The following is a 21,623-nucleotide window of genomic DNA, read 5'->3' as shown; positions in this document are numbered from 1 at the left end:
CGCTTGTTGGCCTTTACGACGTCTATCTGCCAGTGGTTTTCAACAGGCAATGGATGCGCCTGTACGTATTTGCTGGTCTTTCGGACACTCGCATCAACAGGCGTTATTTCCGGATCATAGAACAGCGGTTTTGCGACCGCTTTGCGTGGGCGGATTCAACCGGTCGATGCAATAGTTTGCTGGAAACGTTCGGCGGGCGTCTCGTAGCCCAACGTCTTTCTCGGACGTTCGTTGAGTCGTCTTGCCACAGCGTTGAGCTTGGCCTGCGAATATACGGACAGGTCGGTGCCTTTAGGAAAGTACTGTCTTAGCAATCCGTTCGTGTTTTCATTTGATCCGCGCTGCCATGGATGCTGGGGATCGCAGAAGTAGACCTGTATGTCGGTAGCCACAGTAAAGTGTTTGTGCCCGGCCATCTCCGTTCCCCGATCCCATGTCAGCGACTTATAGAGTTCCTGCGGCAGTTTTGAAGCGTGTTTGATGAGTGCATTGGCGACCGTCTCGCTGTCCTTGCTGGCTATCCTGACTAGCATAACGTAACGCGTCTGGCGCTCGACGAGTGTCGCAATCTGGCTGCTGCCGCTACCGCACAGCAGATCACCCTCCCAGTGGCCCGGCACTGCACGGTCCTCAACGCTCGCGGGGCGTTCGCTGATCGACACTGTGTCCTTTATCCTGCCATGATCATCCGTTTTCTGCGTGTGGTGGCGGGAACGACGCATGGCACGGGTACGCCGCAGGTGCTCCAGTAACTCCTTCTTCAGGGCACCACGGGCCTGTATGAAGAGACTGCGATAGATGGTCTCGTGAGACACGTGGTAGTCCTCGTCGTCTGGATACGCCCGCCCGAGCCATCCGGCAATCTGCTGGGGTGACCACTGCAACTGAAGCTTACCGGCGACGATATGCGCCAGTTTCCGGTGCCGAACCAGTTTACAGACTTTGGGGCGCTGCGCGCGATCCCATGCGAGTTGATCGGCGTGGCTTGCCCGATAGCCGTTTGGTCCGCTGTTACGTTTGATCTCGCGGCAGATGGTAGATGGCGCTCGTGAAAGTCGCCTTGCAATTGCCTGAATAGAATCATCGGCCACGAGCCCTCGCGATATCTCTTCGCGCTCCTCAAATGTCAGCGCCCATCTCGATCGGTACCTTTGTGGTGGCTGGATTCCACCTGTCTGCGCCAGAATTCCCTGCACCGACGAGTGGTTCCGATCAAACAGTTGGGCGATCTTCTGCAGGGATTCGCCCTTGCGCCAGCGTTCCCACATCAGCGCCTTCTGCGTCTCACTATAGTAAATCCGGCGTCGCTGTTTCATTTGCAACACTCCCGCTGCTCAGGCAGCCTCTAGTGTGTTGCATCGACCGGTTGAATCCGCCGTGGAGGTGCGGGCGGAATTCGGCATGATCGGAGCTGACGCACGTCCGATTACCAATGACGAGCTTGACCACATCTGGTCGTTCCACGTTTCGACGAATGCACCCAGCGGGAGACAGCGTCTCAAGCGGTGGCTTCCTTTCTTGAAGAAAAGGACTGCGGAGTACCGTCGACCAGCGGCCACAAGGGACATCAACATGCAGGCGGCAATGCAGGTGGATCGTCGAACACGGCCGCCTGAAACGCAATGGACGTGACGATTTTCCAGAGCATCGCGCGGGTCTGGGAAAAGTCACCCTCCGAGGAGCAAACAGAGCAGGAGGCGGAAATGAACTTTAACTGGGTCGCAATGCTTGGTGTATGGCGAAGAATCTCTGCAGGATGGCGTCGGTGGTTTGACGAGGCGATCCGGCTGCGCGGCCAAGCGGAGGCAGTCTATTTTGTCGACGACTGAGACTGGCAATGGTCATCGGCGAGTAACGACCGTGGGCCTTTTTGAACAATATACCGTGCGGTGTGTGGCACACGGTGATAATGAACGTCGACGCATAGTGGGAGCCCGTGAAGAAGGTCTGCTATCGCCCAATACCGGGCCTACTGTGCACATTGTCGATATAATAGCTAAGGGCGCGGCGTCGACGGTGCACCGCGTGTGAGCTACTTGGTTTCAATGCAGCGGCTTGTTCGCCATGAACTGGCAGCGCAATCCGGATTACTGCCAGTAGCCGTGAAAGACGCACCCACGCCTATCGCGGACGTCGGTAGCCAGTTGACAACGTAGCAGGCGGCCAATGCCCAAGATCCAAGTCACGGGACAGCCCAAAATGGCAACGGACTTTCGAGAGGATGCAAGGTAACGTGAACGGCAGAGCGAAATCGACCCGCACCAGCGCTGTTGTCGCTGCGGTGCCAGAAAAGCGGCGCCGGCAATCGCCAGACGAGAGGCGGGCGCAGATAATCCGGGAGAGCATCAATTTCTTTTCCGAGCATGGCTTTGCTGGTTCGACCCATGACCTGGCGAAACAGATTGGAGTCACTCAGCCACTCATGTTTCGTTACTTCCAATCGAAAGATGATCTGATTGATGCGGTGTTCAACGCCGTGTTCACCCAACGTTGGGACAGTCAATGGCCCAAGCTGATCCGTGACCGGTCACTTCCGCTTCGGGAACGGCTTGTCCGATTTTATAACTCATACCTGAAGGTGGTCTTCAATCGAGATTGGATGAGACTTTATGTCTTCGCGGGTCTTTCGGGCGTGGAAATAAATCGCAGGTACTTCCGTATCCTTGAGCAGCGCATTCTGATGCCGCTGTGCGAGGAATTACGCGCGGAGTACAGGATGGCGTCTGGGGTCGACATTCCCATTACGGAAGACGAACTTGACTACGTATGGTCCTTTCACGGTGGGATTTTCTATCATGGAATTCGGCGTTGCGCCTTTGGCACGTCAACGGACCACGAGCTAAGCCAAACCGTTCTCGATGTAACAATTGACGCCTTCATCAACGCGGCTCCGCACGCGATCGGTCGGTTCACGGCCGAGGCTCACCGCTCCTGAGATTTTCCGCTTCGAGATAGTTGCTACACCGCAGCGTCGCTGGAGGCTGATATTCCTGAACTCGCTCAGGTAAAGCACGCCTTTGTCAAAGCGGCTGCTCGCGTGAACAACCGCCGAGAATAGCCACCAGCCAATCCGCAGGCGCGAGCGCCGCATGTACGGCTTTCGCGACGCGTCGCACGCAGGCGTTTCTCGCATGCTTCGGCCCGATCCGGCAGCACTTCGCGCTGCCCAGACTTCAGATGAACGCGGCATGTCATCGCGCCATACTAAAAGAGCGCTTCGCCAAATGACAGGACCGGCCTGTCTCAACGGCAGCCAACCTAGTTATCTGATAAGGATAACTACTCTTGATTCAGACATGTAGCCTACGCTCGTCAACTTGACAGCGCCGTCGCGAGTGGGCTTGCGGCCGCATTCATTTACCCATGAACCTGATGATTTGCTCGGCGACTGCGCGAGGGGCTTCTTCGGGCATATAGTGCCCACAGCCAGCAAACACAGCACCCCGCACATCCACCGCGACTAAGCGCATCGTGTCGAGCAACATTGCTCCGACTCCGCTCTCCGCGCCGACAGCGAGTACCGGCATGGCGAGCATGCGCTCGGCGCGGGCCCGAGTGTGCGCGATTCCTTCGGGCCCGAGATTGTGTCGTTGGTAGGAAAGCGCCGCCCGCGTCGCGCCAGGGGCGGCGTTGACGCGCACATATTCACCGAGATCCGCCGGCGTGATCGTCCAGGGACGAGTGGATTTGGCCCTGAACAGCCAAGTCAGTAACTCCCGCTCGCGTCCCTGCAGCAGGATCTCCGGCAGATCATCGAGCCGGTTGAAGGCCAGGTGCCAGGTCTTGACATTCGCCTCCGCCGAGGGAATGCCGGCCGGAGGCGGCGGGGTGATGCCGGGCAGCGCCGCGTCGAACACGGCGAGCCGCTTCACGTCGCCCGGCCATTCGGCCGCATAGGCATAGCCGATCCAGGTGCCAAGATCGTGACCGACGATGTCGACAGGCCCGTCGGCGGTCAGTTTCAGCGCCTCGACGAAACCATGAAGCTCGGCGGCCACGGTACGCATCTCGTAGCCAGAGGCGGGCCGATCGGAGTCTCCCATGCCGCGCGGGTCGAGCGCGATCACGCGTCGGCCGGCCTTGGCAAGCAGCGGCATCACATAACGCCATGCGTACCAGCTCTGCGGCCAGCCGGGCAGCAGCAGGATCGGCGCGCCGCGGCCGCCTTCGACGAAATGCAGCCGCACGCCCTTGATAACGACGGTATCGTGGTGGAACTGCGTCCAGAACGTCGCAGGGTCGAAGGGCGGCAACGTGTCCGCGGCGGAGGTTTGAACGACGTCATGCGACATGGTGTACTCCTGGTCGAGTCTGGGTGATCAGCGGTCGCGTCCAACCGCCTGGTGGGACTGGTTTCGCGGAGGTCGGTTGGCGTGGCCGGTTTCATATAGAAAGAGACCTCTTCCAAATTAGGCAAATGCTCAGTCGAGCAGCTTCAACGCGCTATCGACGAGACTTGCCATCTCCTCACGGGAGCGGCCGGTCTTGCCCAGGACGCGCATTCCCTGCACCACGCACAGCAGCAGGCGGGCGGTGACGGCAGCATCGACCAGCGAGGAAACGGAGCCATCTTCTTGTCCCTCTCGAATGAACTCGACGAGACGCCTTTCCTGGCTCGCGAGCACGGCGGCGACGCGCTTCGCCATTTCGGGATCGGTGCTTGCGAGATCGACAGCGCTGCCCACGACGAGGCAGCCGCGCCGGCCGGTCTTGCCGTGGCTGCCTTCGGCATAGACGGCGAGCATGGCCCTGACCTTGTCGCGTGCGGTTCGTGTGTTTGCCAGCTCCTGCGCCAGCCGCTCGCTGCGCAGCATGACGTAGCGCTCGAATGCGGCCAGGAAGACGCCGCGCTTGTCCCGGAAGGCCTTGTAGAGGCTGCCCTCGGCGATCTCCATCGCAGCCGTGAGCTTGCCGAGCGAGGTGGCGTAATAGCCGTTCTCGCTGAACGTGCCGATGGCCTTGTCCAGCGCGTGATCGAGATCGAACTCCCGTGGGCGTCCGGGGCTGCGAGGTCCCGGAGAAGGTGTGACTGATTTGTCCATGGGTTGTATAATAGGAAGAGATCGCTTCCTAATCAAGCCATGAAAACCTGGCACAGGCAGTTCGACTTTAACCGTGTTCACGTCGTCAGTGCGCCCGGTTGGAGGCCTGAATACCGGGTTCGTGGCGCGATGCCGTGGTCGGCGCGGATCGCGTTCTCCGTGATCGGGCCTGCCGGATACGGGTGAAGGCCGGTCACCGCGCGCTCGTCGGCTTCAGCATAGACGGCGGTCGCGCCCTTCAGGCTGCGCAGTGCGTGAATCAGTTCATGGGCTAGTCCAATGAAGGGAGGGCGATGTCCGTCCGGCGAGTCGTACTTGCCCGGATTCCAACGAATCATGGATGGCGAACCGATATCGCCATCGAGAAACCGCATCTGGGCGGTTGCCCACGCGGCCGCATTGAAGTTGGACACGTTGCCTGTCAATGGAACGGGTGCGCTTGTCCTTCCAACCTGTTGGGCGCCCTGCGCGCGCACGAGGTTCGACGCACTTGCGCCGTTCGTGCCAGCGTACACCCGCGCTCCGAATGAACCAGGAGCTATGGAGACGCGCTGACCGTCGCCGGACGGGATGATCGCGACTTTGTACGGCAGAGTAGTGTGGATCAGGGCCGCGGCCAGTTCAATTTCATCCATCAGCCTGCGGCCGGCCGCACCGCTAGCGATCTTGCCGAGGGCTTCGAGCGTCGCACCGACAAACGATGCGGGATGCAGCGGCCGACGTCCGACCATAACGCCATGGTATTGGGTCGACGTCCACTGGAAACCTGGCTGCGCGTTCGCTTGCGACGGATTGTGAAGAAACCGCGGGATCCTAATGGATGGCATGTAGTTAGCTCGTTAGACTATGAGAGTCTTGGTAAAACAGCCAGTGCCGCAGATTTATTCCCTTGATGATCATGCCCGGTTTGGCGAAGGGCGCAGTTGGAGAGTTTGCTGGCCGTCTGGGCGACAAGCTCGCCCAGCGGCGGACCGTGTCGTACGTGACCACGACACCACGCTTGAGCAATAACGCCTCAACGTCGCGCAGGCTCAGGCTCAACCGGAAATATCAGCGAAGCGGAAAGCTGATAACGACGGCAGCAAAGCGGTGGCCGTGACAAAGCGATCTCGTCTTGCTCACCGCTTCACGACGCCGGTCCATCAATCTGGCACTGGCCTGCACATGATTCGCGTGCTTCGAGCAAGATGTGCTGCAGCAAGCGCCGGTTAGTCTGCCTTACGAAGATGTTCGACCAGCAGTTGCGTCGGAACATTCAACGTATGCCGGTCGCCATTGAAACATAGGTGAAGGTGACGTTGCGCCCAAGGCTCATCGAGCGTCCGGGTTTCGATACCGGCGAAACTCGGGTGGCGCTCGAGCCACGGCGCAGGCAACACCGAAATGCCCATGCCCATCTCCACCATGCAGCAGACCGCTTCGTTGCCGCTTACCTGGACGCGCCGGCTGATCTGCCGATCAAGCCGGGCCGCCGCTGCGAAAAGCAGTGTGCTCAACGAGCTTTCGCTGCGCAGGCAAACAAACTCGAACGGCAGCATCTCGGCGAAGCTCAGGCTCGGCCGCGCTAGCAGTTCATGTCCCACGGGCAGCACCGCAACTAGCCTCTCTTCGTTATAAGGCAGCGTGCTCAAGCCGTTTGCCGCGAACGGATCGCCGAATATGCCGATGTCCGCCTGCCCGTCGGCAACGAGCTTGATCGCGTGCGGACTCAGACTGTCAGTGAGTTCGACACTGACGCCGGGATGCAATCCGGAGAATGTACGCAATTGCTGCGGCAGATATTGCGTGACCACCGCGATGCTCGCGGCAATCCGGACGGTACCGCGTACTTCTTCCGACAGATCCGTCATCTCCACTTCAAGCTGCTGGATGTTGCGGCGAATCGTGTTGGCGTGACGGAGCAGGACATGGGCGGCCCGCGTGGGTTCGAGCCGGGTGGGACGCCGCTCGAACAAACGCTGATTGAGCATCGCTTCCAGGTCCGACATGCGCTTGCTGATGGCCGACACCGCTATGTGCTCGCGCGCGGCGGCCTGCGTGAGACTCTTGGTCTCCATGACGGCGACAAACAGTTGCAGCGTGTAAAGGTCGATTCTCATACAGGTTCCCTGCCCGAACGTTGACCGCCGAGGTGATCGCGTCCGGTTTGTTTCGACACATCAAAGCACTGCCGGCGTTAGTGCTTTCCCCAGGAATATCGCGTTGAAGGAGCGCCATGGTCGCCGCGCATCCGCTGCGCGGCTCGCGCGTACAGCCTGTGTCATTTTACGTCGCGCTCCGATGACGTAAGGCGTTGGCGTCCTTTCGCCGGTCCACGCGACGCCCGCCGGCTCGCTGACGCCGGCTGTGAGCGTCGCCGATCGACAAGCCCCCTTCGTCAAACGGAAATAGCGAGCCCGTGCCGCTGTTCCTAATATCGAGGCCAGAACAGCGGCGTGCTCGATGCATTGCGCCGCTGTACCCAACTAATCATGGAGACACGCAATGAAGGTTGCCGTATTGCCGGGCGATGGAGTGGGCCGGGAGATCGTTCCCGAGGCCGTCAAGGTTCTGAAAGCGGTCTCGAACGGGCGCTTCGAACTCGAACTCGAGTATGGGGCCATCGGCATGAGCGGTGTGGAGGCGACCGGCAAGCCGCTGCCCGACGAAACGCTGGCGATGGCGCAACGCTGCGACGCCATCCTGTTCGGTTCGGTAGGCGGCCCCGAGTATGAACAGTGGCTGCGCAAGAATAAGGTTCGCTCAGGGTTGCTGCAACTGCGCAGGACACTCGGTCTGAACGCGAATTTACGGCCGGTCCGGCCGATCCGGGAACTCGCGTCCGTGTCGACGCTCAAGCCCGAAGTGATCGACGGACTCGACATGCTTATCGTGCGCGAACTGTCGAGCGATATCTACTTCGGCGAACCGCGCGGTCCGGTGGAAAGCGCGAATGGCGAGCGCGAATCGATCAATACCATGCGTTACCGCGAATCTGAAGTGCGGGCGATTGCCCACGTCGCATTCAAAGCAGCGCAGCAGCGCAACAGGCGGGTGTGTTCGGTCGACAAAGCCAATGTGCTCGAGACCATGCAGCTATGGCGCGACGTCATGACGGAAGTGGGCCGCGAATATCCGGATGTGGAACTCACGCATCTTTATATCGACGCTGCCGCGATGGCGCTATTGCGCACACCGACGCGCTTCGACGTGATTGTCACGGGCAACATGTTCGGTGACATTCTCTCCGACGAAGCGGCGATGCTCGCGGGTTCGCTCGGCATGATGCCGTCGGCTTCGATGGCGCCCGGCGGCAAGGGGCTGTACGAGCCCATCCACGGCTCGGCGCCCGACATTGCCGGGCGCGACATCGCCAATCCGCTCGCCACGATTCTTTCCGCGGCAATGCTGCTGCGTTACACGCTCAAACGCGAGACGGAAGCGGTGCTCGTCGAGGAGGCGGTGCGCCGGGTCGTCGCGGCGGGCACGCGTACCGGCGACATCATGGAAACGGGTTGCACCCAGGTCGGGACGCGCGCCATGGGCGATGCGGTGGTCGCGGCACTCGCGGGTTGACGGCCATGATTCGTTCCGCGTTGATCCAATCCGCGCTGCCGGGTGTTCAACCGTCAGGCGCATCCGGCACGCGACGCGCAGATGCGTTGCCGACACCGGCGGCCGCGCAGGCCGGTGCCGCGCTCGCGTTCGAAAACGTCACGTGCACGTTTTCGCATGCGTCCGGCAAGCAATGCTATACGGCAGTCGACAACGCGAGCTTGAGCGTCGCGCCTGGCGAGTTCGTGTCTGTGGTCGGTCCGACCGGCTGCGGCAAGTCGACCTTGCTCAACATGGCGGCGGGTCTGCTTTTTCCATCGTCGGGAAGGGTGCTCAGTTTCGGCCGCGAGGTGACGGACATCAACCGTCACGCGACCTATCTGTTTCAAGGCGAAGCGCTGATGCCGTGGCGGCGCGCGATCGACAACATCTCCGCGGGCCTGCAGTTCGCCAACGTCAGCCGCGCCGAAGCCGGGCAGCGCGCCGAACTGTGGCTGGCGCGCGTCGGCCTCGCGGGGCACGGCCACAAGTTTCCGTATCAGATGTCGGGTGGCATGCGCAAACGCGTCGCACTCGCGCAGGCGCTGATTCTCGATCCGCCGCTCATCCTGATGGACGAACCGTTCAGCGCGCTCGACATCCAGACGCGCCAGTTGATGGAATCCGAACTGCTCGCGCTATGGCAGGCGGACCGCAAGTCGGTGCTGTTCATCACCCATGATCTGGATGAAGCCATCGCGCTGTCGGACCGCGTCGTCGTCTTGTCGGCGGGGCCGGGCACGCGGCCGATCGCAGAGTTTCCGATCGATTTGCCGCGCCCACGCGAGGTGTCCGAAATCCGTAATTCCGAGCGTTTCGTGGCGCTGCATACCCAGATCTGGGACGTTCTTCGTGATGAGGTGCTGAAAGGCTATGAACAGAGCAAACGCTGAACCGATCGAAGGCGCCGTGCGCATGACGAAGCGCCCGACAAACACGCGTGCGCCGCGCGATCTGATGCTGCTGTGGCGTCTGTTGCTGCTCGCTGCAACGCTCGGCCTGTGGCAACTGCTGGTGAGCCTCGGCGTGATGCCGGTGTTCTTCTTCGGCGATCCGGGGCCGGTGTTCGTGCAGGTCTGGCGATGGTTCCAGAGCGGCGAAATCCTGCCGCATCTGTGGGTGACGCTGGTGGAGACCGTGCTGTCGTTTCTGGTCGGGACCGGCGCGGCGGTGGTGGTGGGTTTGCTGCTGTCGTTGAACGATTTTCTGGCGCGGCTGCTCGATCCGTTCATCAAAGCCGCCAACGCGATGCCACGGGTGATCTTCGCACCGATTTTTGCGCTGTGGTTCGGCCTCGGCATCTGGTCGAAGGTCGCGCTGGGTACGACGCTGGTGTTCTTTATCGTGTTCTTCAACGTATTTCAGGGCGTACGTGAAGTCAGTCCGGTGGTGCATTCGAATGTGCGGATGTTGGGCGCGAGCCGCAGCCAGATGCTGCGCTATCTGTATCTGCCGTCGGCGGCCAGCTGGGTTTTCTCGAGCCTGCACAATGCGGTCGGCATGGCGTTCGTCGGCGCGGTGGTGGGGGAATACCTCGGTTCGGCGCGCGGCATCGGCTATCTGATTCTGGAGGCCGAAGGGTCCTTCAACATCAATGCGGTGATCGCCGGCATCGTGGTGCTGACCGTCTTCGCGTTGCTGATCGACACACTGGTGACGCGTATCGAGCGGCGCCTGCTGATCTGGCAACCGGCCTCGGGCGCATCGGCCAAAGCGCGCGCCGACAACTAACGGAGACGGATTGTGTCCATCATGCAAGGCAAGACCTTGTTCGAAAAGATCTGGAGCAGCCATGAAGTCGTGCGCGACGATACCGGCCAGAGTCTCCTTTATATCGACAGGAATCTGATTCACGAAGGCTCGCGCAACCCGTTTCAGGTGCTCGCCGCGAAGAACCTCACCGTGCGCCGTCCCGACCGTACGTTTGCGACGCCCGATCATTACGCGCCGACCACGGGACGCACGCTCGACGACGTCGACGGCCCCGAACGGCGTGATATGGTCGCCTCGCTGACCCGCAACGCGCAGCGCGAAGGCATCACGCTATTCGGCATGGACGATCCGCGGCATGGCATTACGCATGTCGTCGGGCCCGAGCAAGGTTTGAGTCTGCCGGGCATGACCATTGTGTGCGGCGACAGCCATACCTCGACGCACGGTGCGCTCGGCGCCCTGGCGTTCGGTGTCGGCGCGTCGGACGTCGCGCTCGTGCTGGCGACGCAAAGCGTATGGCAACGCATGCCGCTCACCCTGCGTGTGACGATCGACGGCGAACTCGGACGCGGCGTCAGTGCGAAAGACGTGGCGCTCGCGCTGATCGCAAAGATCGGCGCCTCGGGCGCGACGGGCCATGTGATCGAGTACACCGGCAGCACGATTGCGGCGATGTCGATGGAAGGGCGGTTGACGTTGTGCAATCTGTCGATCGAAGCAGGGGCGAGGGCGGGCATCATCGCACCCGACGAGACCACCTTCGCCTACATAAAAGGCCGGCCGTTCGCACCAGCGGGGGAAGACTGGAACAATCGGCTGGCGCAATGGCGCATGCTTTTCAGCGATCCGGACGCCGCCTTCGATACCGAGGTTTCGCTCGACGCCACCCGCATCGCGCCCATGGTCACCTGGGGCAACAGCGTGGAGGATGCGTTACCGATCAGCGGCGCGGTGCCGGACCCGGCAAGCGCCGGCGAGCCGGAACGTCGCGCGGTGATCGAGCGCACGCTCGACTATATGGGCCTCCGCGCCGGCGGGCCGCTCGACGGCGTGAAGATCGACTATGCGTTCATCGGTTCGTGCACCAATGGCCGCATCGAGGACCTGCGCTCGGCGGCGGCGATCGTGAAGGGCAAAACCATCGCCGCCCACGTCACGGCGCTGGTCGTGCCGGGCTCGGCGCAGGTAAAGCTCGCAGCGCAAGCCGAAGGCCTCGATCGCATCTTCGTGGCGGCCGGATTCCAGTGGCGCGAGCCGGGCTGCTCGATGTGTCTCGCGACCAATGGCGACACCGTGCCGCCGGGGGCACGCTGCGCCTCGACCTCGAACCGCAATTTCGTCGGCCGCCAGGGGCCGGAATCGCGTACCCATCTGATGAGCCCGGCCATGGCCGCGGCGGCTGCGATCGCCGGGCATCTGACCGACGTGCGTCAATTTCTTTAGGGAGCCGTGCATGCAACCGTTCTTGCGCGTCGAAGCCGTCGCGCTGCCTATTGCCAGTTCGAACGTGAACACGGATCAGATCATTCCCGCGCGCTTTTTACGCAAGCAACGCGCGGAGGGCTTTGGCCAGTATCTTTTCCACGACTTGCGTTTTGACGACCACGACAACGAGCGGGCCGATTTTGCGCTGAACCAGGCCGCTTATCGCGACGCGCAAATCATGGTTGCCGGACCGAACTTCGGTTGCGGGTCGTCGCGCGAAATGGCGGTCTGGGCGATTGCGGACTACGGCATTCGCGCGGTGATTGCCGCGAGCTTTGGCGATATCTTCTTCAACAACTGCGTCAGAAACGGTGTTCTGTGCGTGGTGCTGCCGCCGGAGCTGGTCGCCGGCCTGCTCGCGATGCTGGAAGACGCGCCGGGTACGACGCTGTCGATCGATCTGGAGCGTCAGCTCGTCGGCACGCGGGATGCCGACTACCGGTTCGAAGTCGATCCGTTCAATCGCAAATGCCTGCTGCTGGGGATCGATGGCGTGGACTACACCTTGCAGTTCGCCGACCGGATCGCCGCGTTCGAGGCACGCACAAGCGCACCGCCCTGACATATGCGGAGCGGTAGACAGGCCGATATCAAATACAAGGAGACACCGACATGAAAAACACTTTCCGTACGCTGTGCTGCGCGCTATTGACGCTCGGCATGGCCACGCTCAGCCACGCGCAGGGCGGGCTGGAGAAAACCCATCTGGACATCGCGACCACCAGTTCCGTGATTTCCTACTATCCCTTCGAAATCGCACTCGCCAAGGGCTATTTCAAGGACGAAGGACTCGACGTCGAACGCAGCATGTATGCGGGCGGTCCGCAAACTTTGCAGGCGCTTCTCGGCGGCAGTGCTGACATGGTGGTGAGCGCCTATTCGAACACGCTCACCATGGCCGCGCACGGCCAGCACCTGCAGGCGTTCGTGCTGATGATCAAATATCCCGCGTTCGTGCTGGGCATCACCAGGCAGGGGCAGGCGAAATATACGTCGCTGAAAAGTCTCGCCAACATGAAGATCGGCGTGACCTCGCCGGGTTCGAGCACGAACATGATTCTCGATGCCATTGCGGCCCGTAACGGCGTCGACCGCAAATCGTATGCGGTGATCGGCGTCGGCGCGCAAGCCAGCGCGGCGGCGGCGGTGAAGCAAGGACAGCTCGACGCGCTGGTGGGTATCGATCCGACCATCACGATGTTGACCGAGAGCAATGAACTGAAGGTGGTCGCCGATCTGCGCACCGGCGAGGGCGTGATGGCCTCGATCGGCAGCAGCACCTATCCGGAAGGCTCGGTGATATCCACCACCGATTTCATCAAGAAGAATCCGCATACCGTTCAGGCGGTGGTCAACGCCATGCTGCGTGCGGAGAGATTCCTGCAGACCGCGACCCCCGCGCAGATTGCCGATGCGTTGCCCAAGTCGTATCAGGTGGGCGACCGCGCCATGTATCTGAAGGCCATCGAGCATACCCGCTCCGTCTATTCCACGGACGGCCGCTACGACCCGAAGGGCGCCGCGGCGGTACTCGACGTGCTGGCCGGATCGGACCCGCTGATCGCGGGGGCGCGTAGCCGGATCGATTTGCCGTCGACCTATACGAACAGTTTTGTGGAAGCCGCCACCGTCAAGAAACCGTAACTCATTGGAGACCATTCGACATGCAGCATCCGAACGCATTCAAGACCGCCATTGCGGCACGCCAGCGCCAGATCGGCTTATGGCTCAGCATGGCCGACAGCGTGGCCGCTGAAATCTGCGCGACCGCCGGCTTCGACTGGTTCCTGATCGACGGCGAGCACGCACCGAACGACCTGCGCACGATCCTCGCGCAGTTGCAGACGCTCGCGGCGTTTCCGGTCGAGCCGGTGGTGCGTCCGCCGGTTGGCGAGGCGTGGATCATCAAGCAGTTGCTCGATGCGGGCGCACGCTCGTTGCTCGTGCCGATGGTCGACACGGCGGAGCAGGCGCGCGAACTGGTTTCAATGACGCGCTATCCGCCGCATGGCATTCGCGGCGTCGGCGCACGCATGGCGCGCGCTTCCCGATTCGGCGCGCGCAGCGACTACATCGCGAAGGCCAAAGACGAGATGTGCCTGCTGGTGCAGATCGAAACAGCCGCCGCGCTCGGGCAGATCGAAGCGATTGCCGCAGTGGAGGGTGTCGATGGCATTTTCGTCGGACCATCCGATCTGGCGGCGTCGATGGGCCATCCCGGCAATCCCGCCCACCCCGAGGTACGCGCCGCGGTCGAAGACGCGTTGCGCAGAATCGCCGCGGCCGGCAAGCCGGCGGGCATCGTCTCTTTCAACGCCGACGACACGCAGCGGTTCATCGATCTGGACACGATGTTCGTCGCGGTGGGCGCCGACGCGGCGATTCTGGCCGATGGAACCCGCGCGCTGATAAACCGCTTCAAGAAGCCATTGCAATGAGCGGGGTCCCCGTCATGAATGCCAGCAAACCTTCTTCCCGCTTACCCACGGATCCGCACGCGCCGGTTCGCCCTGCGTGGCTCGCGCTGCGCAACGAAACGATCATCGAGCCGGAGCGGTTGATCGTGGACCCGCATCATCATTTGTGGGACCGGCCAGGCGCGCGCTACCTGGCGCACGATCTGCTCGACGATGTGACGAGTGGCCACCGGATCGCCGCGACGGTTTTTGTCCAGAGCCGCTCGATGCTGCGTGCGCAGGGCGACCCGGCCTTCGCCACGCTCGGCGAAGTCGAGTTCGCGAACGGCGTGGCGGCGATGGGAGCGTCGGGCACCTACGGCAGCACGCAACTGTGTGCGGGAATCGTGGGCGCGGCCAGCCTCGCGCTCGGCGATAGCGTGGTGCCGGTGCTCGAAGCGATGCTTGCGGTCTCCGGCGGACGGCTGCGGGGGATCCGCAATTCGCTAGTCTGGCACGACGATCCCGCAGTGACCTCGACCACCGCGCGGACGACCGCCCACATGATGCTCGATCCGAAGTTTCAGCAGGGCGCCGCGCGGCTGGGCGATTACGGGCTCGCGCTGGACATGTGGATCTATCACACGCAACTGGACGAATGCTACGCGCTGGCGCGCGCGATTCCCGATGTGATCGTGGTCATCGATCATTTCGGCGGACCGGTGGGCGTGGGGCGCCACGCGTCGAGCCCGCAGGCGCGCAATGCCATGCTGAGCGAGTGGCGTGAGTCGATGCGGCGGCTCGCCGCGCTGCCGAATACCCGCGTGAAGCTTGGTGGCGGCGGCATGCCGGTGCTGGGCTTTCACCTGGATCAGGATGACCTGCCGCCCACCTCCGCGCTGCTCGCGGATACGTTGCGGCCCTACGTGGAAACCTGTATCGAACTGTTCGGCGTGACACGCTGTATGTTCGAGAGCAATTTCCCCGTCGACAAAGGGATGTTCAGCTACCACGTGCTGTGGAATGCGTTCAAGCGAATCGCCAGCAGTGCGTCCGAGGACGAAAAACGCGCACTCTTCAGCGAGACGGCGGCCGCGACCTATAAGCTCGATCTGGCCGGGCAGGAGAGCGCATCATGAGCCGGGGCCGCTTTGCCATTCCGGCGGCCGCAGTGTCGGCCGCGCGGATGACGCTGCTGCTGACCGCGCTATTGGCATCGGCCGCCGGCGAAGCCGCGCCGCCCCTGGAGAAGACGCATATCGACATCGCCACGGTGGGCGCGGTGATGGGTTATCTGCCGGTCGACATCGCGATCAGCAAAGGCTACTTCAAGGACGAGGGGCTCGACGTCGAGCGCAGCATGTTTCCGGGCGGCCCGAAAGTGCTGCAGTCGATGCTCGGCGGCACGGCCGATTTCGGCTCCAGCGCGTATTCGAACACCTTGACCATGGCCGCGAAAAACCAGAAGGTCGTCGCGGTTGCACTGATGGCGCGCTATCCGGGCTACGTGTTCGGCATCTCGAGCAAAAGCGCGGCGAAGTTCAAGTCGATGAAGGACCTGAGCGGCATGAAGCTCGGCGTGACCTCGCCCGGCTCCAGCAATAATCTGGTGCTCGATTATCTGGCATCGAAGGCCGGCGTCGATCTGAAGAGTTTTTCGGTAATCGGCGTGGGTGCCGAGGCCGGCGCCGCGGCCGCGGTTCGGCAAGGCCAGATCGATGGGCTGATCAGCGTCGATCCGGTCATTACGATGCTGACCGACAGCCACGACCTCAACGTCGTCGCCGACATGCGCACCGCCAGTGGCGTGCAGGCCGCGCTCGGCAGCGCGCAATATCCGGAAGCCGCGATCCTGACCACGGCGGATTTCATCGCAAAGAATCCGCATACCGTGCAGGCTGTCGTCAACGCGATCGTGCGCGCCGAGAAATTTCTGCAAACGGCGACACCCGACGAAGTGACTGACGCGCTGCCCACTGCCTATCAACTCGGCAATCGCCAGACCTTCGTCGCGGCCTACAAAAACTCGCAACCGATCTTCTCCGCCGACGGCCATTTCGATCCAGCCGGCCCGGTAGCGGTGTTCAATATCCTGTCGAAGTTCGACAAGGAACTAGCCGATGCGAAAGGGCGGATCGACATACCGTCCACCTACACGAACCGTTTCGTCGACGCCGTGCGTCACTGATCATGCCTGCCGCCGCGCAGCGAAACATCTGGCGCGCTTCAGTTGCCGGTCGCAGCAATGCATCTCCCTCATCCACTCCAGGAATCCGCCATGAAGGATCTACAGTCAAGCCTCGATCGTCCGGCGCTGCTCAGCCCGCTCAATTTCATCGACGGCGAATGGCAAAGCGCGCTGTCCGGCGAAACATTCGCGGTTCACAACCCGGCAACGGGCGAGGTGATCGCCAATGTGCCCGACAGCCAACCCGTGGATGCCCGCGCGGCCACCGATGCCGCGAGTCGCGCATTTCCCGGCTGGCGCGAAAAGCTGCCCAAGGAGCGCGCCGCGATCCTGCGCAAGTGGTACGACGCGATCGTTGCGAACGGTGAGGACCTGGCGCGGCTGATTTCGCTCGAGCAGGGCAAGCCGCTGGCCGAAGGGCGCGGCGAGGTGGCGTATGGCGCGTCTTACGTCGCGTGGTTCGCCGAGGAAGCGTCGCGCATTTACGGCGACATCATTCCGCAGCAGCAGCGCGGCAAACGGATGACTGCGCTGAAGGAGCCGGTAGGGGTGGTCGCCGCCATCACGCCGTGGAATTTTCCGCTCGCAATGATCGCCCGCAAGATTGCGCCGGCGCTGGCGGCGGGCTGCACCGTCGTCGCGAAGCCGGCGGAGGATACGCCGCTCACCGCGCTGGCGCTGCTGAAGCTGGCGCAGGAGGCGGGCGTGCCGGCCGGCGTGATCAACATCGTCACCGCATCGCGCGAGCATGCAGCCCCGGCGGTGGGCGACTGGCTCGCCGACGAACGGGTGCGCAAGATATCGTTCACCGGCTCGACGGCGGTGGGCAAATACCTCGCTCGCGAATCGGCGGGCACGCTCAAGAAGCTTTCCATGGAACTGGGCGGCAATGCGCCCTTCATCGTGTTCGACGATGCGGATATCGAGGCCGCGGTGGCGGGCCTGATGGCATCGAAATTCCGTAACGGCGGACAGACCTGCGTGTGTCCGAATCGGGTCTACGTGCAGTCGGCCATCTATGATCGTTTCGCCGACGTGTTGAGCACGCGCGTGGCCGCCCTCAAGGTCGCGCCAGCCACGGACGAGGCCGCGCAGATCGGCCCGATGATCAACGCCCGCGCGATCGACAAGATCGTGCGCCATGTCGAGGATGCGCTTGCTCAGGGCGCGCGCGCGTTGACCGGCGGCAAGCGCCTGACCGACGTGGGGCCCAACTATTTCGCGCCGACCGTGCTCGCCGATGCGACCGCGGACATGCTGCTGTTTCGCGAGGAAACGTTCGGGCCGGTCGTGCCGTTGTTCCGCTTCGACACCGAAGCCGACGCGCTCAAGGCTGCCAACGAGACGCCATTCGGCCTCGCCGCGTATTTTTATAGCCAGGACGTACGGCGTATCGATCGCGTTTCGCGATTGCTGGAGGCGGGCATTGTCGGCGTGAATGAGGGCGCCATTTCGAGCGAAGCGGCGCCATTCGGCGGGGTCAAGGAATCGGGCTACGGGCGCGAGGGCTCGCGCTACGGTCTCGACGACTACACCACGCTGAAATATGTCTGCCAGGGCGGACTGGCGTAAGCACGTCGGCAGGACGCGAGGCGGCCGCGAGGTGCGTCAGGTCAACGCCGATGAGAAGCCATAAACGGAGAATCGCAAGACCACCGCCGGCTCGTCGCGATCGTCATCGATTCTCCTTGACGTAGGTGATTGCGTCACGCAGGGCGCCGAAACGTCGGCGATATTGCGCCGGAGTGAGGCTCACCTTGCGTCTGAACAGGCGGCTGAAGAATCCCGCGTCTTCGTAGCCGACTTCATTGGCAATGGCTTCAATCGGCTGAGTGTCGGTTTCGAGCATCTGCTTGGCTTCTTCCAGCCGCAGCGTATGCACGTAAGCGAGCGGCGACATGCCGGTCGCCTGCTGAAAGCGGCGCTTGAACGAGCGCTCGGGCAAGCCGCTCATTTGCATCATCTTGCTGACGGGCGAGGGCTGGGCGTAGTGATCGGAGATCCACGACTGACAGCGCGCGATGACGGCATCTTCCGCCTGCCGCGTGCGCGCGAGCCGCGCGAAAGGCTGCTGGCCGACATCGTGCCAGTCGACGAGATTGATGCGCGCCGTCTGCATTGCGGTTTCGATGCCCGCCAGCCGCGCGATCAGATACAACGCCAGATCCAGCCACGACGTGCCGCCGCCGGCCATGATGAGCCGCTCGCCATCGCCCGATGCGACTAGCGCCCGATGCGCGCGTACCTTGATCGACGGATAGCGCCGTGCCATGAAATCGCAGTACGCCCAGTGCGTCGTCGCGTCGAGGCCGTCGAGCAGGCCGGCTTCTGCGAGCAGGATCGCGCCCGAGCAGGCCGTTGCGAGAATCTTGCCCTGCGCGTAACAGCCTTTGAGGCAGGCGATTTCGTGGTCGAAGCGGCCCGCGAGCGGCTCGCCGGGCGGGACCAGCAGCTCGGGCACGCAGATGACATCGGCATCCGCGCAGGCATCGAGCGGCGCGTCCGCCGTGATGCGCACGTTATTGGCGGCGACGAACGAGGCTCCGTGGCGCGACACGACGCAGGGCGCGATGGGCGCGCGCCCCGGCGTGCCCTCGACGATGAGACCCCAGTCGCGCCCCGCCGACATGAACATGTCGTACATGCCGTATACGACGGATGCCGACGTCTCGGGCAGCGCGAGGATGCAGATGCGCACGGGTGAGCGGTCGTTCATGGCCGTTTTGTCCGGTAAGTTGCCGAAATGGCTTTGGCGTCGGGCGCACGCTCGCCGTATCGTGGCTCCGTCGCAATGTTATTAAAGTGTAAGGAAGGCGCTGGCGCCAGCACTCCCCGCAGGAGCGGGGGCCCGGACGCTCATGTTTTATCTCCTTCTTTCACTCGGCGGATGCCCCGCCGATGCCTTGCCGACGACTTCCCTGACGTGGACTTCATTGACGGAGCATGACCATGAGCCAGTACCGCACTCACCTTCCGCAACTCGATGACGCGCTTTTCATGACCGACGGCGGCATCGAGACGACACTGATCTTTCACGATGGCATGGAGTTGCCTTGCTTCGCCGCGTTCGATCTGCTGAAGGACGCCGCGGGCACCGCGCGCCTCGACGCTTATTTCCGGCGCTATGCGAGTCTTGCGAGCAGGGAGGGTATCGGTCTCGTGCTCGAAGCGCCGACCTGGCGCGCGAATGCGGATTGGGGCCGCAAGCTGGGCTATTCCGAGGCCGCGCTCGCGCAGGCAAACCGCAAGGCGATCGAACTGCTCGTGCACGTGCGCGCCGAGTTCGAAACGCCGGACACGCCGATTGTCATCAGCGGTTGTCTAGGCCCGCGCGGCGATGCTTACCGGATCGATACACGCATGACCCGCGACGAGGCGCGAGCCTATCACCAGCCGCAGATCGACACGCTGGCGGCGACCGAGGCGGACATGGTCGCGGCCTTCACGATCACCTATCCGGAAGAAGGCATCGGCGTGATCGATGCCGCTAGGCAAGCCCGCATGCCCGTGGCGATTTCGTTCACGCTCGAAATGGACGGACGCTTGCCGTCGGGCGATGCGCTGCGCGATGTTATCGAGCGCGCCGACGCGGAAACCGGCGCCTATGCCGCGTATTACATGATCAATTGCGCGCACCCATCGCATTTCGAAAGCGTGCTGGGCGATGGAGGCGCGTGGCTCGATCGCATTCACGGCATCCGGGCGAACGCGTCACGGCGCAGTCACGCCGAACTCGACGAATCCGCCGACCTCGACGACGGCAACCCGGAGGAGCTCGGCGCACAGTATCGGGCGCTGAACGCGTTGTTGCCGCGCATGAACGTGGTGGGCGGATGCTGTGGCACGGATCACCGCCATGTCAGCGCGATTTGTAGCGCAATGAAGGGCGTGAGAGGACAGTATGCGAGCGCGTGATGGTGTCATTGCGCAGCGGTATAAGGCACAAGGTCTGCGTCGGATATTAAGCGCCGTGGTGTAGCCGTTACCGGGTTACGGCCGAGCTAGCGAGATGTCAATCCGGAGCCAGCGCATATTCGTTGGATGAGCATAGCGACATCACCGACACTCGGGTTATTTAACAGGCGATTGCTCGGCGACTGACATTTTTACGGAGTTTGAGTCTTCAATGTCAGTCGTCGATATGAGGACGGGCCGTTGTGCCGGCGAAAGCGGCCATAGCGTTTTGTCGCGACCGGCTATTACGCTCGTCAGGACCTGCCATGGACTGGATCGAAGGCGCAGTTAGTTGAGAGTCGTGATCTGTCTGGAAACGACCGGAGGCGGGTTCTGGACAGCTACTTCCGCGCCTTCGGGCGTGATGCCACGGGAGGCTACACGTACATTGGAGCAGGGCGCGTGCAAATCTGGACGTTGAGTCCGAAGCCATAGGCACATTGCAGCCGATCGGTACGGATGTCGTGGACCGGGCGACCGAATCAGCATACCGTGAAGCCCCTGCCATGACATTGAAGGCGAACTATTCTCAAACACCGTCAGTTTGCTTCATCGGCACCACCCGATGAGGAGACGCGTAACGCTTCACGTGCTCAGGCTGTCATCGCTGCATGGGGTCGGGACGTCTCGAACTTCCTCATAGAGCCATGTCCGGCGCGAATACGTGCCGTGATGGCGAAACCACCTTGTCGTACAGCGGTTGCGTTCGCGCGCTTCCTTCGTCGCGCCGGGCGCTTGCCGCAACGGCCGGATGGCATGTTTACGGTGAGCGGCTCAAAGCCACGAACGAGGCTCCAGATCGTGTCACCAATCGTCGCGCTGCCATACCGCAGTTGCAATGCTGCGACCAACTCCGTGCGTGTGGTCATGCTGATTCGCCCCCTTTCCTCATGCGGTGCCCGCAGGACAATCCGACAGGTAGCCAACTACCTGAGGCAACTGGTCAGCGCGAGTAGCAATTCTGATGACTCAATCCGCTGGCGTGCGTGATTGACGCTCGCAGTACGCACGACACGCCGCTGGAGCTCCTGGTTCAGGGGAAATCCGCTCGCCTCATCAAGGCCGCGCACAAGCTCGTCGTCGTTGACGAGTGTGCAGTGTGAGAGGAGGGCGCCCACGAGCGCCAGTCGGAGATTGCGACACGAGTCTCGTGGGCTATCGGAGCGACAGGTCTGTCGCACGTCGCTAACAATTGGCCCTACGAGCTTATCGATGGCATTCGCAATCGGGAACAGTCCGGGTTGGATGATTGTTTGGACATGACAAAAATGC

The 21,623-nt window shown here is 62.3% G+C and carries 19 protein-coding genes and 2 pseudogenes; 14 read left to right on the top strand and 7 right to left on the bottom strand.

All coding sequences use genetic code 11. The features are described from left to right. Positions 1-155 precede the first annotated feature (155 nt). Positions 156-1,316, bottom strand: a complete 1,161-nt coding sequence (locus P0D80_RS30045) for an IS30 family transposase (protein WP_408289214.1) — start codon at positions 1,314-1,316, stop codon at positions 156-158. A gap of 306 nt (positions 1,317-1,622) precedes the next feature. On the opposite strand from P0D80_RS30045, the gene P0D80_RS30040 reads away from it, so the two are divergent. The 3 genes and pseudogenes from P0D80_RS30040 to P0D80_RS30030 form a co-directional block, all read left to right on the top strand. Continuing rightward, on the top strand, positions 1,623-1,829 hold the full coding sequence (locus P0D80_RS30040) for a hypothetical protein (protein WP_408289211.1): 207 nt from the start codon (positions 1,623-1,625) through the stop codon (positions 1,827-1,829). Between the two features lie 392 nt (positions 1,830-2,221). After that, positions 2,222-2,935 (top strand): TetR/AcrR family transcriptional regulator, encoded by a 714-nt coding sequence (locus tag P0D80_RS30035; RefSeq protein ID WP_408179611.1) that lies wholly within the window; start codon positions 2,222-2,224, stop codon positions 2,933-2,935. A 24-nt stretch (positions 2,936-2,959) separates the two neighbouring features. Next, positions 2,960-3,228, top strand: a pseudogene (locus P0D80_RS30030) (IS6 family transposase); the annotation flags it as partial. A 125-nt stretch (positions 3,229-3,353) separates the two neighbouring features. On the opposite strand, the gene P0D80_RS30025 reads toward P0D80_RS30030, so the two are convergent. The 5 genes and pseudogenes from P0D80_RS30025 to P0D80_RS30010 form a co-directional block, all read right to left on the bottom strand. Further along, on the bottom strand, positions 3,354-4,292 hold the full coding sequence (locus P0D80_RS30025; RefSeq protein WP_408179613.1) for an alpha/beta fold hydrolase: 939 nt from the start codon (positions 4,290-4,292) through the stop codon (positions 3,354-3,356). A gap of 129 nt (positions 4,293-4,421) precedes the next feature. Beyond that, positions 4,422-5,042 carry a TetR/AcrR family transcriptional regulator gene (locus tag P0D80_RS30020; RefSeq protein ID WP_408289206.1) on the bottom strand — a complete coding sequence of 207 codons (621 nt, stop codon included), beginning with the start codon at positions 5,040-5,042 and terminating at the stop codon, positions 4,422-4,424. A gap of 77 nt (positions 5,043-5,119) precedes the next feature. Then, positions 5,120-5,869, bottom strand: coding sequence for a M91 family zinc metallopeptidase (locus tag P0D80_RS30015; RefSeq protein ID WP_408179615.1), 750 nt, complete (start codon positions 5,867-5,869; stop codon positions 5,120-5,122). 133 nt (positions 5,870-6,002) lie between these two features. Beyond that, positions 6,003-6,164: pseudogene (locus tag P0D80_RS51910) on the bottom strand (IS6 family transposase); the annotation flags it as partial. Positions 6,165-6,250: 86 nt separating this feature from the next. Continuing rightward, the gene (locus P0D80_RS30010) at positions 6,251-7,141 is read right to left on the bottom strand and encodes a LysR family transcriptional regulator (protein WP_408289203.1); all 891 of its coding nucleotides are present in this window, start codon (positions 7,139-7,141) and stop codon (positions 6,251-6,253) included. Between the two features lie 385 nt (positions 7,142-7,526). Between P0D80_RS30010 and leuB the strand changes: the two genes are divergently transcribed. The 10 genes from leuB (at position 7,527) to P0D80_RS29960 (ending at position 17,969) form a co-directional block, all read left to right on the top strand. Beyond that, positions 7,527-8,597: a 3-isopropylmalate dehydrogenase gene (gene leuB, locus P0D80_RS30005; RefSeq protein ID WP_408289199.1), complete on the top strand. Its 1,071-nt coding sequence runs from the start codon at positions 7,527-7,529 to the stop codon at positions 8,595-8,597. A gap of 5 nt (positions 8,598-8,602) precedes the next feature. Then, the gene (locus tag P0D80_RS30000; RefSeq protein WP_408289196.1) at positions 8,603-9,508 is read left to right on the top strand and encodes an ABC transporter ATP-binding protein; all 906 of its coding nucleotides are present in this window, start codon (positions 8,603-8,605) and stop codon (positions 9,506-9,508) included. Positions 9,509-9,530: 22 nt separating this feature from the next. Beyond that, positions 9,531-10,346 carry an ABC transporter permease gene (locus tag P0D80_RS29995; protein WP_132381225.1) on the top strand — a complete coding sequence of 272 codons (816 nt, stop codon included), beginning with the start codon at positions 9,531-9,533 and terminating at the stop codon, positions 10,344-10,346. 21 nt (positions 10,347-10,367) lie between these two features. Further along, the gene (gene leuC, locus P0D80_RS29990) at positions 10,368-11,771 is read left to right on the top strand and encodes a 3-isopropylmalate dehydratase large subunit (RefSeq protein ID WP_408179676.1); all 1,404 of its coding nucleotides are present in this window, start codon (positions 10,368-10,370) and stop codon (positions 11,769-11,771) included. 10 nt (positions 11,772-11,781) lie between these two features. Continuing rightward, complete coding sequence (gene leuD / locus P0D80_RS29985; protein WP_408289193.1) at positions 11,782-12,375, top strand: 3-isopropylmalate dehydratase small subunit; 594 nt, start codon at positions 11,782-11,784, stop codon at positions 12,373-12,375. Positions 12,376-12,425: 50 nt separating this feature from the next. Beyond that, the gene (locus tag P0D80_RS29980) at positions 12,426-13,457 is read left to right on the top strand and encodes an ABC transporter substrate-binding protein (protein WP_408179618.1); all 1,032 of its coding nucleotides are present in this window, start codon (positions 12,426-12,428) and stop codon (positions 13,455-13,457) included. A gap of 20 nt (positions 13,458-13,477) precedes the next feature. Beyond that, entirely contained in the window at positions 13,478-14,251 is a 774-nt protein-coding gene (locus P0D80_RS29975) for an aldolase/citrate lyase family protein (RefSeq protein ID WP_408179619.1), read from the top strand. 14 nt (positions 14,252-14,265) lie between these two features. Then, positions 14,266-15,348, top strand: a complete 1,083-nt coding sequence (locus P0D80_RS29970) for an amidohydrolase family protein (RefSeq protein ID WP_408289188.1) — start codon at positions 14,266-14,268, stop codon at positions 15,346-15,348. Then, the gene (locus tag P0D80_RS29965; protein ID WP_408179621.1) at positions 15,345-16,397 is read left to right on the top strand and encodes an ABC transporter substrate-binding protein; all 1,053 of its coding nucleotides are present in this window, start codon (positions 15,345-15,347) and stop codon (positions 16,395-16,397) included. The genes P0D80_RS29970 and P0D80_RS29965 overlap by 4 nt, the downstream gene beginning before the upstream one ends. A 90-nt stretch (positions 16,398-16,487) precedes the next feature. Further along, positions 16,488-17,969 (top strand): NAD-dependent succinate-semialdehyde dehydrogenase, encoded by a 1,482-nt coding sequence (locus tag P0D80_RS29960; protein ID WP_408179623.1) that lies wholly within the window; start codon positions 16,488-16,490, stop codon positions 17,967-17,969. Positions 17,970-18,072: 103 nt separating this feature from the next. On the opposite strand, the gene P0D80_RS29955 is transcribed toward P0D80_RS29960, so the two are convergent. Beyond that, on the bottom strand, positions 18,073-19,113 hold the full coding sequence (locus P0D80_RS29955; RefSeq protein ID WP_408179624.1) for a GlxA family transcriptional regulator: 1,041 nt from the start codon (positions 19,111-19,113) through the stop codon (positions 18,073-18,075). Positions 19,114-19,346: 233 nt separating this feature from the next. Between P0D80_RS29955 and P0D80_RS29950 the strand changes: the two genes are divergently transcribed. After that, positions 19,347-20,312: a homocysteine S-methyltransferase family protein gene (locus P0D80_RS29950; RefSeq protein ID WP_408289182.1), complete on the top strand. Its 966-nt coding sequence runs from the start codon at positions 19,347-19,349 to the stop codon at positions 20,310-20,312. Positions 20,313-21,623: the final 1,311 nt, after the last annotated feature.

Source organism: Paraburkholderia sp. RL17-373-BIF-A, assembly GCF_046030175.1.
GTDB lineage: Bacteria > Pseudomonadota > Gammaproteobacteria > Burkholderiales > Burkholderiaceae > Paraburkholderia.
The sequence above is the reverse complement of the archived record's forward strand: the minus strand, read 5'-3'. Positions and strand labels throughout refer to the sequence as shown.

Excerpts from the sequence above, each read along its gene's own strand:
- P0D80_RS29995 (WP_132381225.1), top strand. The coding sequence starts at position 9,531 with ATGACGAAGCGCCCGACAAACACGCGTGCGCCGCGCGATCTGATGCTG.
- P0D80_RS30000 (WP_408289196.1), top strand. The coding sequence starts at position 8,603 with ATGATTCGTTCCGCGTTGATCCAATCCGCGCTGCCGGGTGTTCAACCG.
- P0D80_RS30025 (WP_408179613.1), bottom strand. The coding sequence starts at position 4,292 with ATGTCGCATGACGTCGTTCAAACCTCCGCCGCGGACACGTTGCCGCCC.
- P0D80_RS30015 (WP_408179615.1), bottom strand. The coding sequence starts at position 5,869 with ATGCCATCCATTAGGATCCCGCGGTTTCTTCACAATCCGTCGCAAGCG.
- P0D80_RS30040 (WP_408289211.1), top strand. The coding sequence starts at position 1,623 with ATGGACGTGACGATTTTCCAGAGCATCGCGCGGGTCTGGGAAAAGTCA.
- leuC (WP_408179676.1), top strand. The coding sequence starts at position 10,368 with ATGCAAGGCAAGACCTTGTTCGAAAAGATCTGGAGCAGCCATGAAGTC.
- P0D80_RS29950 (WP_408289182.1), top strand. The coding sequence starts at position 19,347 with ATGAGCCAGTACCGCACTCACCTTCCGCAACTCGATGACGCGCTTTTC.
- P0D80_RS29970 (WP_408289188.1), top strand. The coding sequence starts at position 14,266 with ATGAATGCCAGCAAACCTTCTTCCCGCTTACCCACGGATCCGCACGCG.
- P0D80_RS30020 (WP_408289206.1), bottom strand. The coding sequence starts at position 5,042 with ATGGACAAATCAGTCACACCTTCTCCGGGACCTCGCAGCCCCGGACGC.
- P0D80_RS29965 (WP_408179621.1), top strand. The coding sequence starts at position 15,345 with ATGAGCCGGGGCCGCTTTGCCATTCCGGCGGCCGCAGTGTCGGCCGCG.
- leuD (WP_408289193.1), top strand. The coding sequence starts at position 11,782 with ATGCAACCGTTCTTGCGCGTCGAAGCCGTCGCGCTGCCTATTGCCAGT.
- P0D80_RS29975 (WP_408179619.1), top strand. The coding sequence starts at position 13,478 with ATGCAGCATCCGAACGCATTCAAGACCGCCATTGCGGCACGCCAGCGC.
- P0D80_RS30045 (WP_408289214.1), bottom strand. The coding sequence starts at position 1,316 with ATGAAACAGCGACGCCGGATTTACTATAGTGAGACGCAGAAGGCGCTG.
- P0D80_RS29955 (WP_408179624.1), bottom strand. The coding sequence starts at position 19,113 with ATGAACGACCGCTCACCCGTGCGCATCTGCATCCTCGCGCTGCCCGAG.
- P0D80_RS29960 (WP_408179623.1), top strand. The coding sequence starts at position 16,488 with ATGAAGGATCTACAGTCAAGCCTCGATCGTCCGGCGCTGCTCAGCCCG.
- P0D80_RS30035 (WP_408179611.1), top strand. The coding sequence starts at position 2,222 with ATGCAAGGTAACGTGAACGGCAGAGCGAAATCGACCCGCACCAGCGCT.
- leuB (WP_408289199.1), top strand. The coding sequence starts at position 7,527 with ATGAAGGTTGCCGTATTGCCGGGCGATGGAGTGGGCCGGGAGATCGTT.
- P0D80_RS30010 (WP_408289203.1), bottom strand. The coding sequence starts at position 7,141 with ATGAGAATCGACCTTTACACGCTGCAACTGTTTGTCGCCGTCATGGAG.
- P0D80_RS29980 (WP_408179618.1), top strand. The coding sequence starts at position 12,426 with ATGAAAAACACTTTCCGTACGCTGTGCTGCGCGCTATTGACGCTCGGC.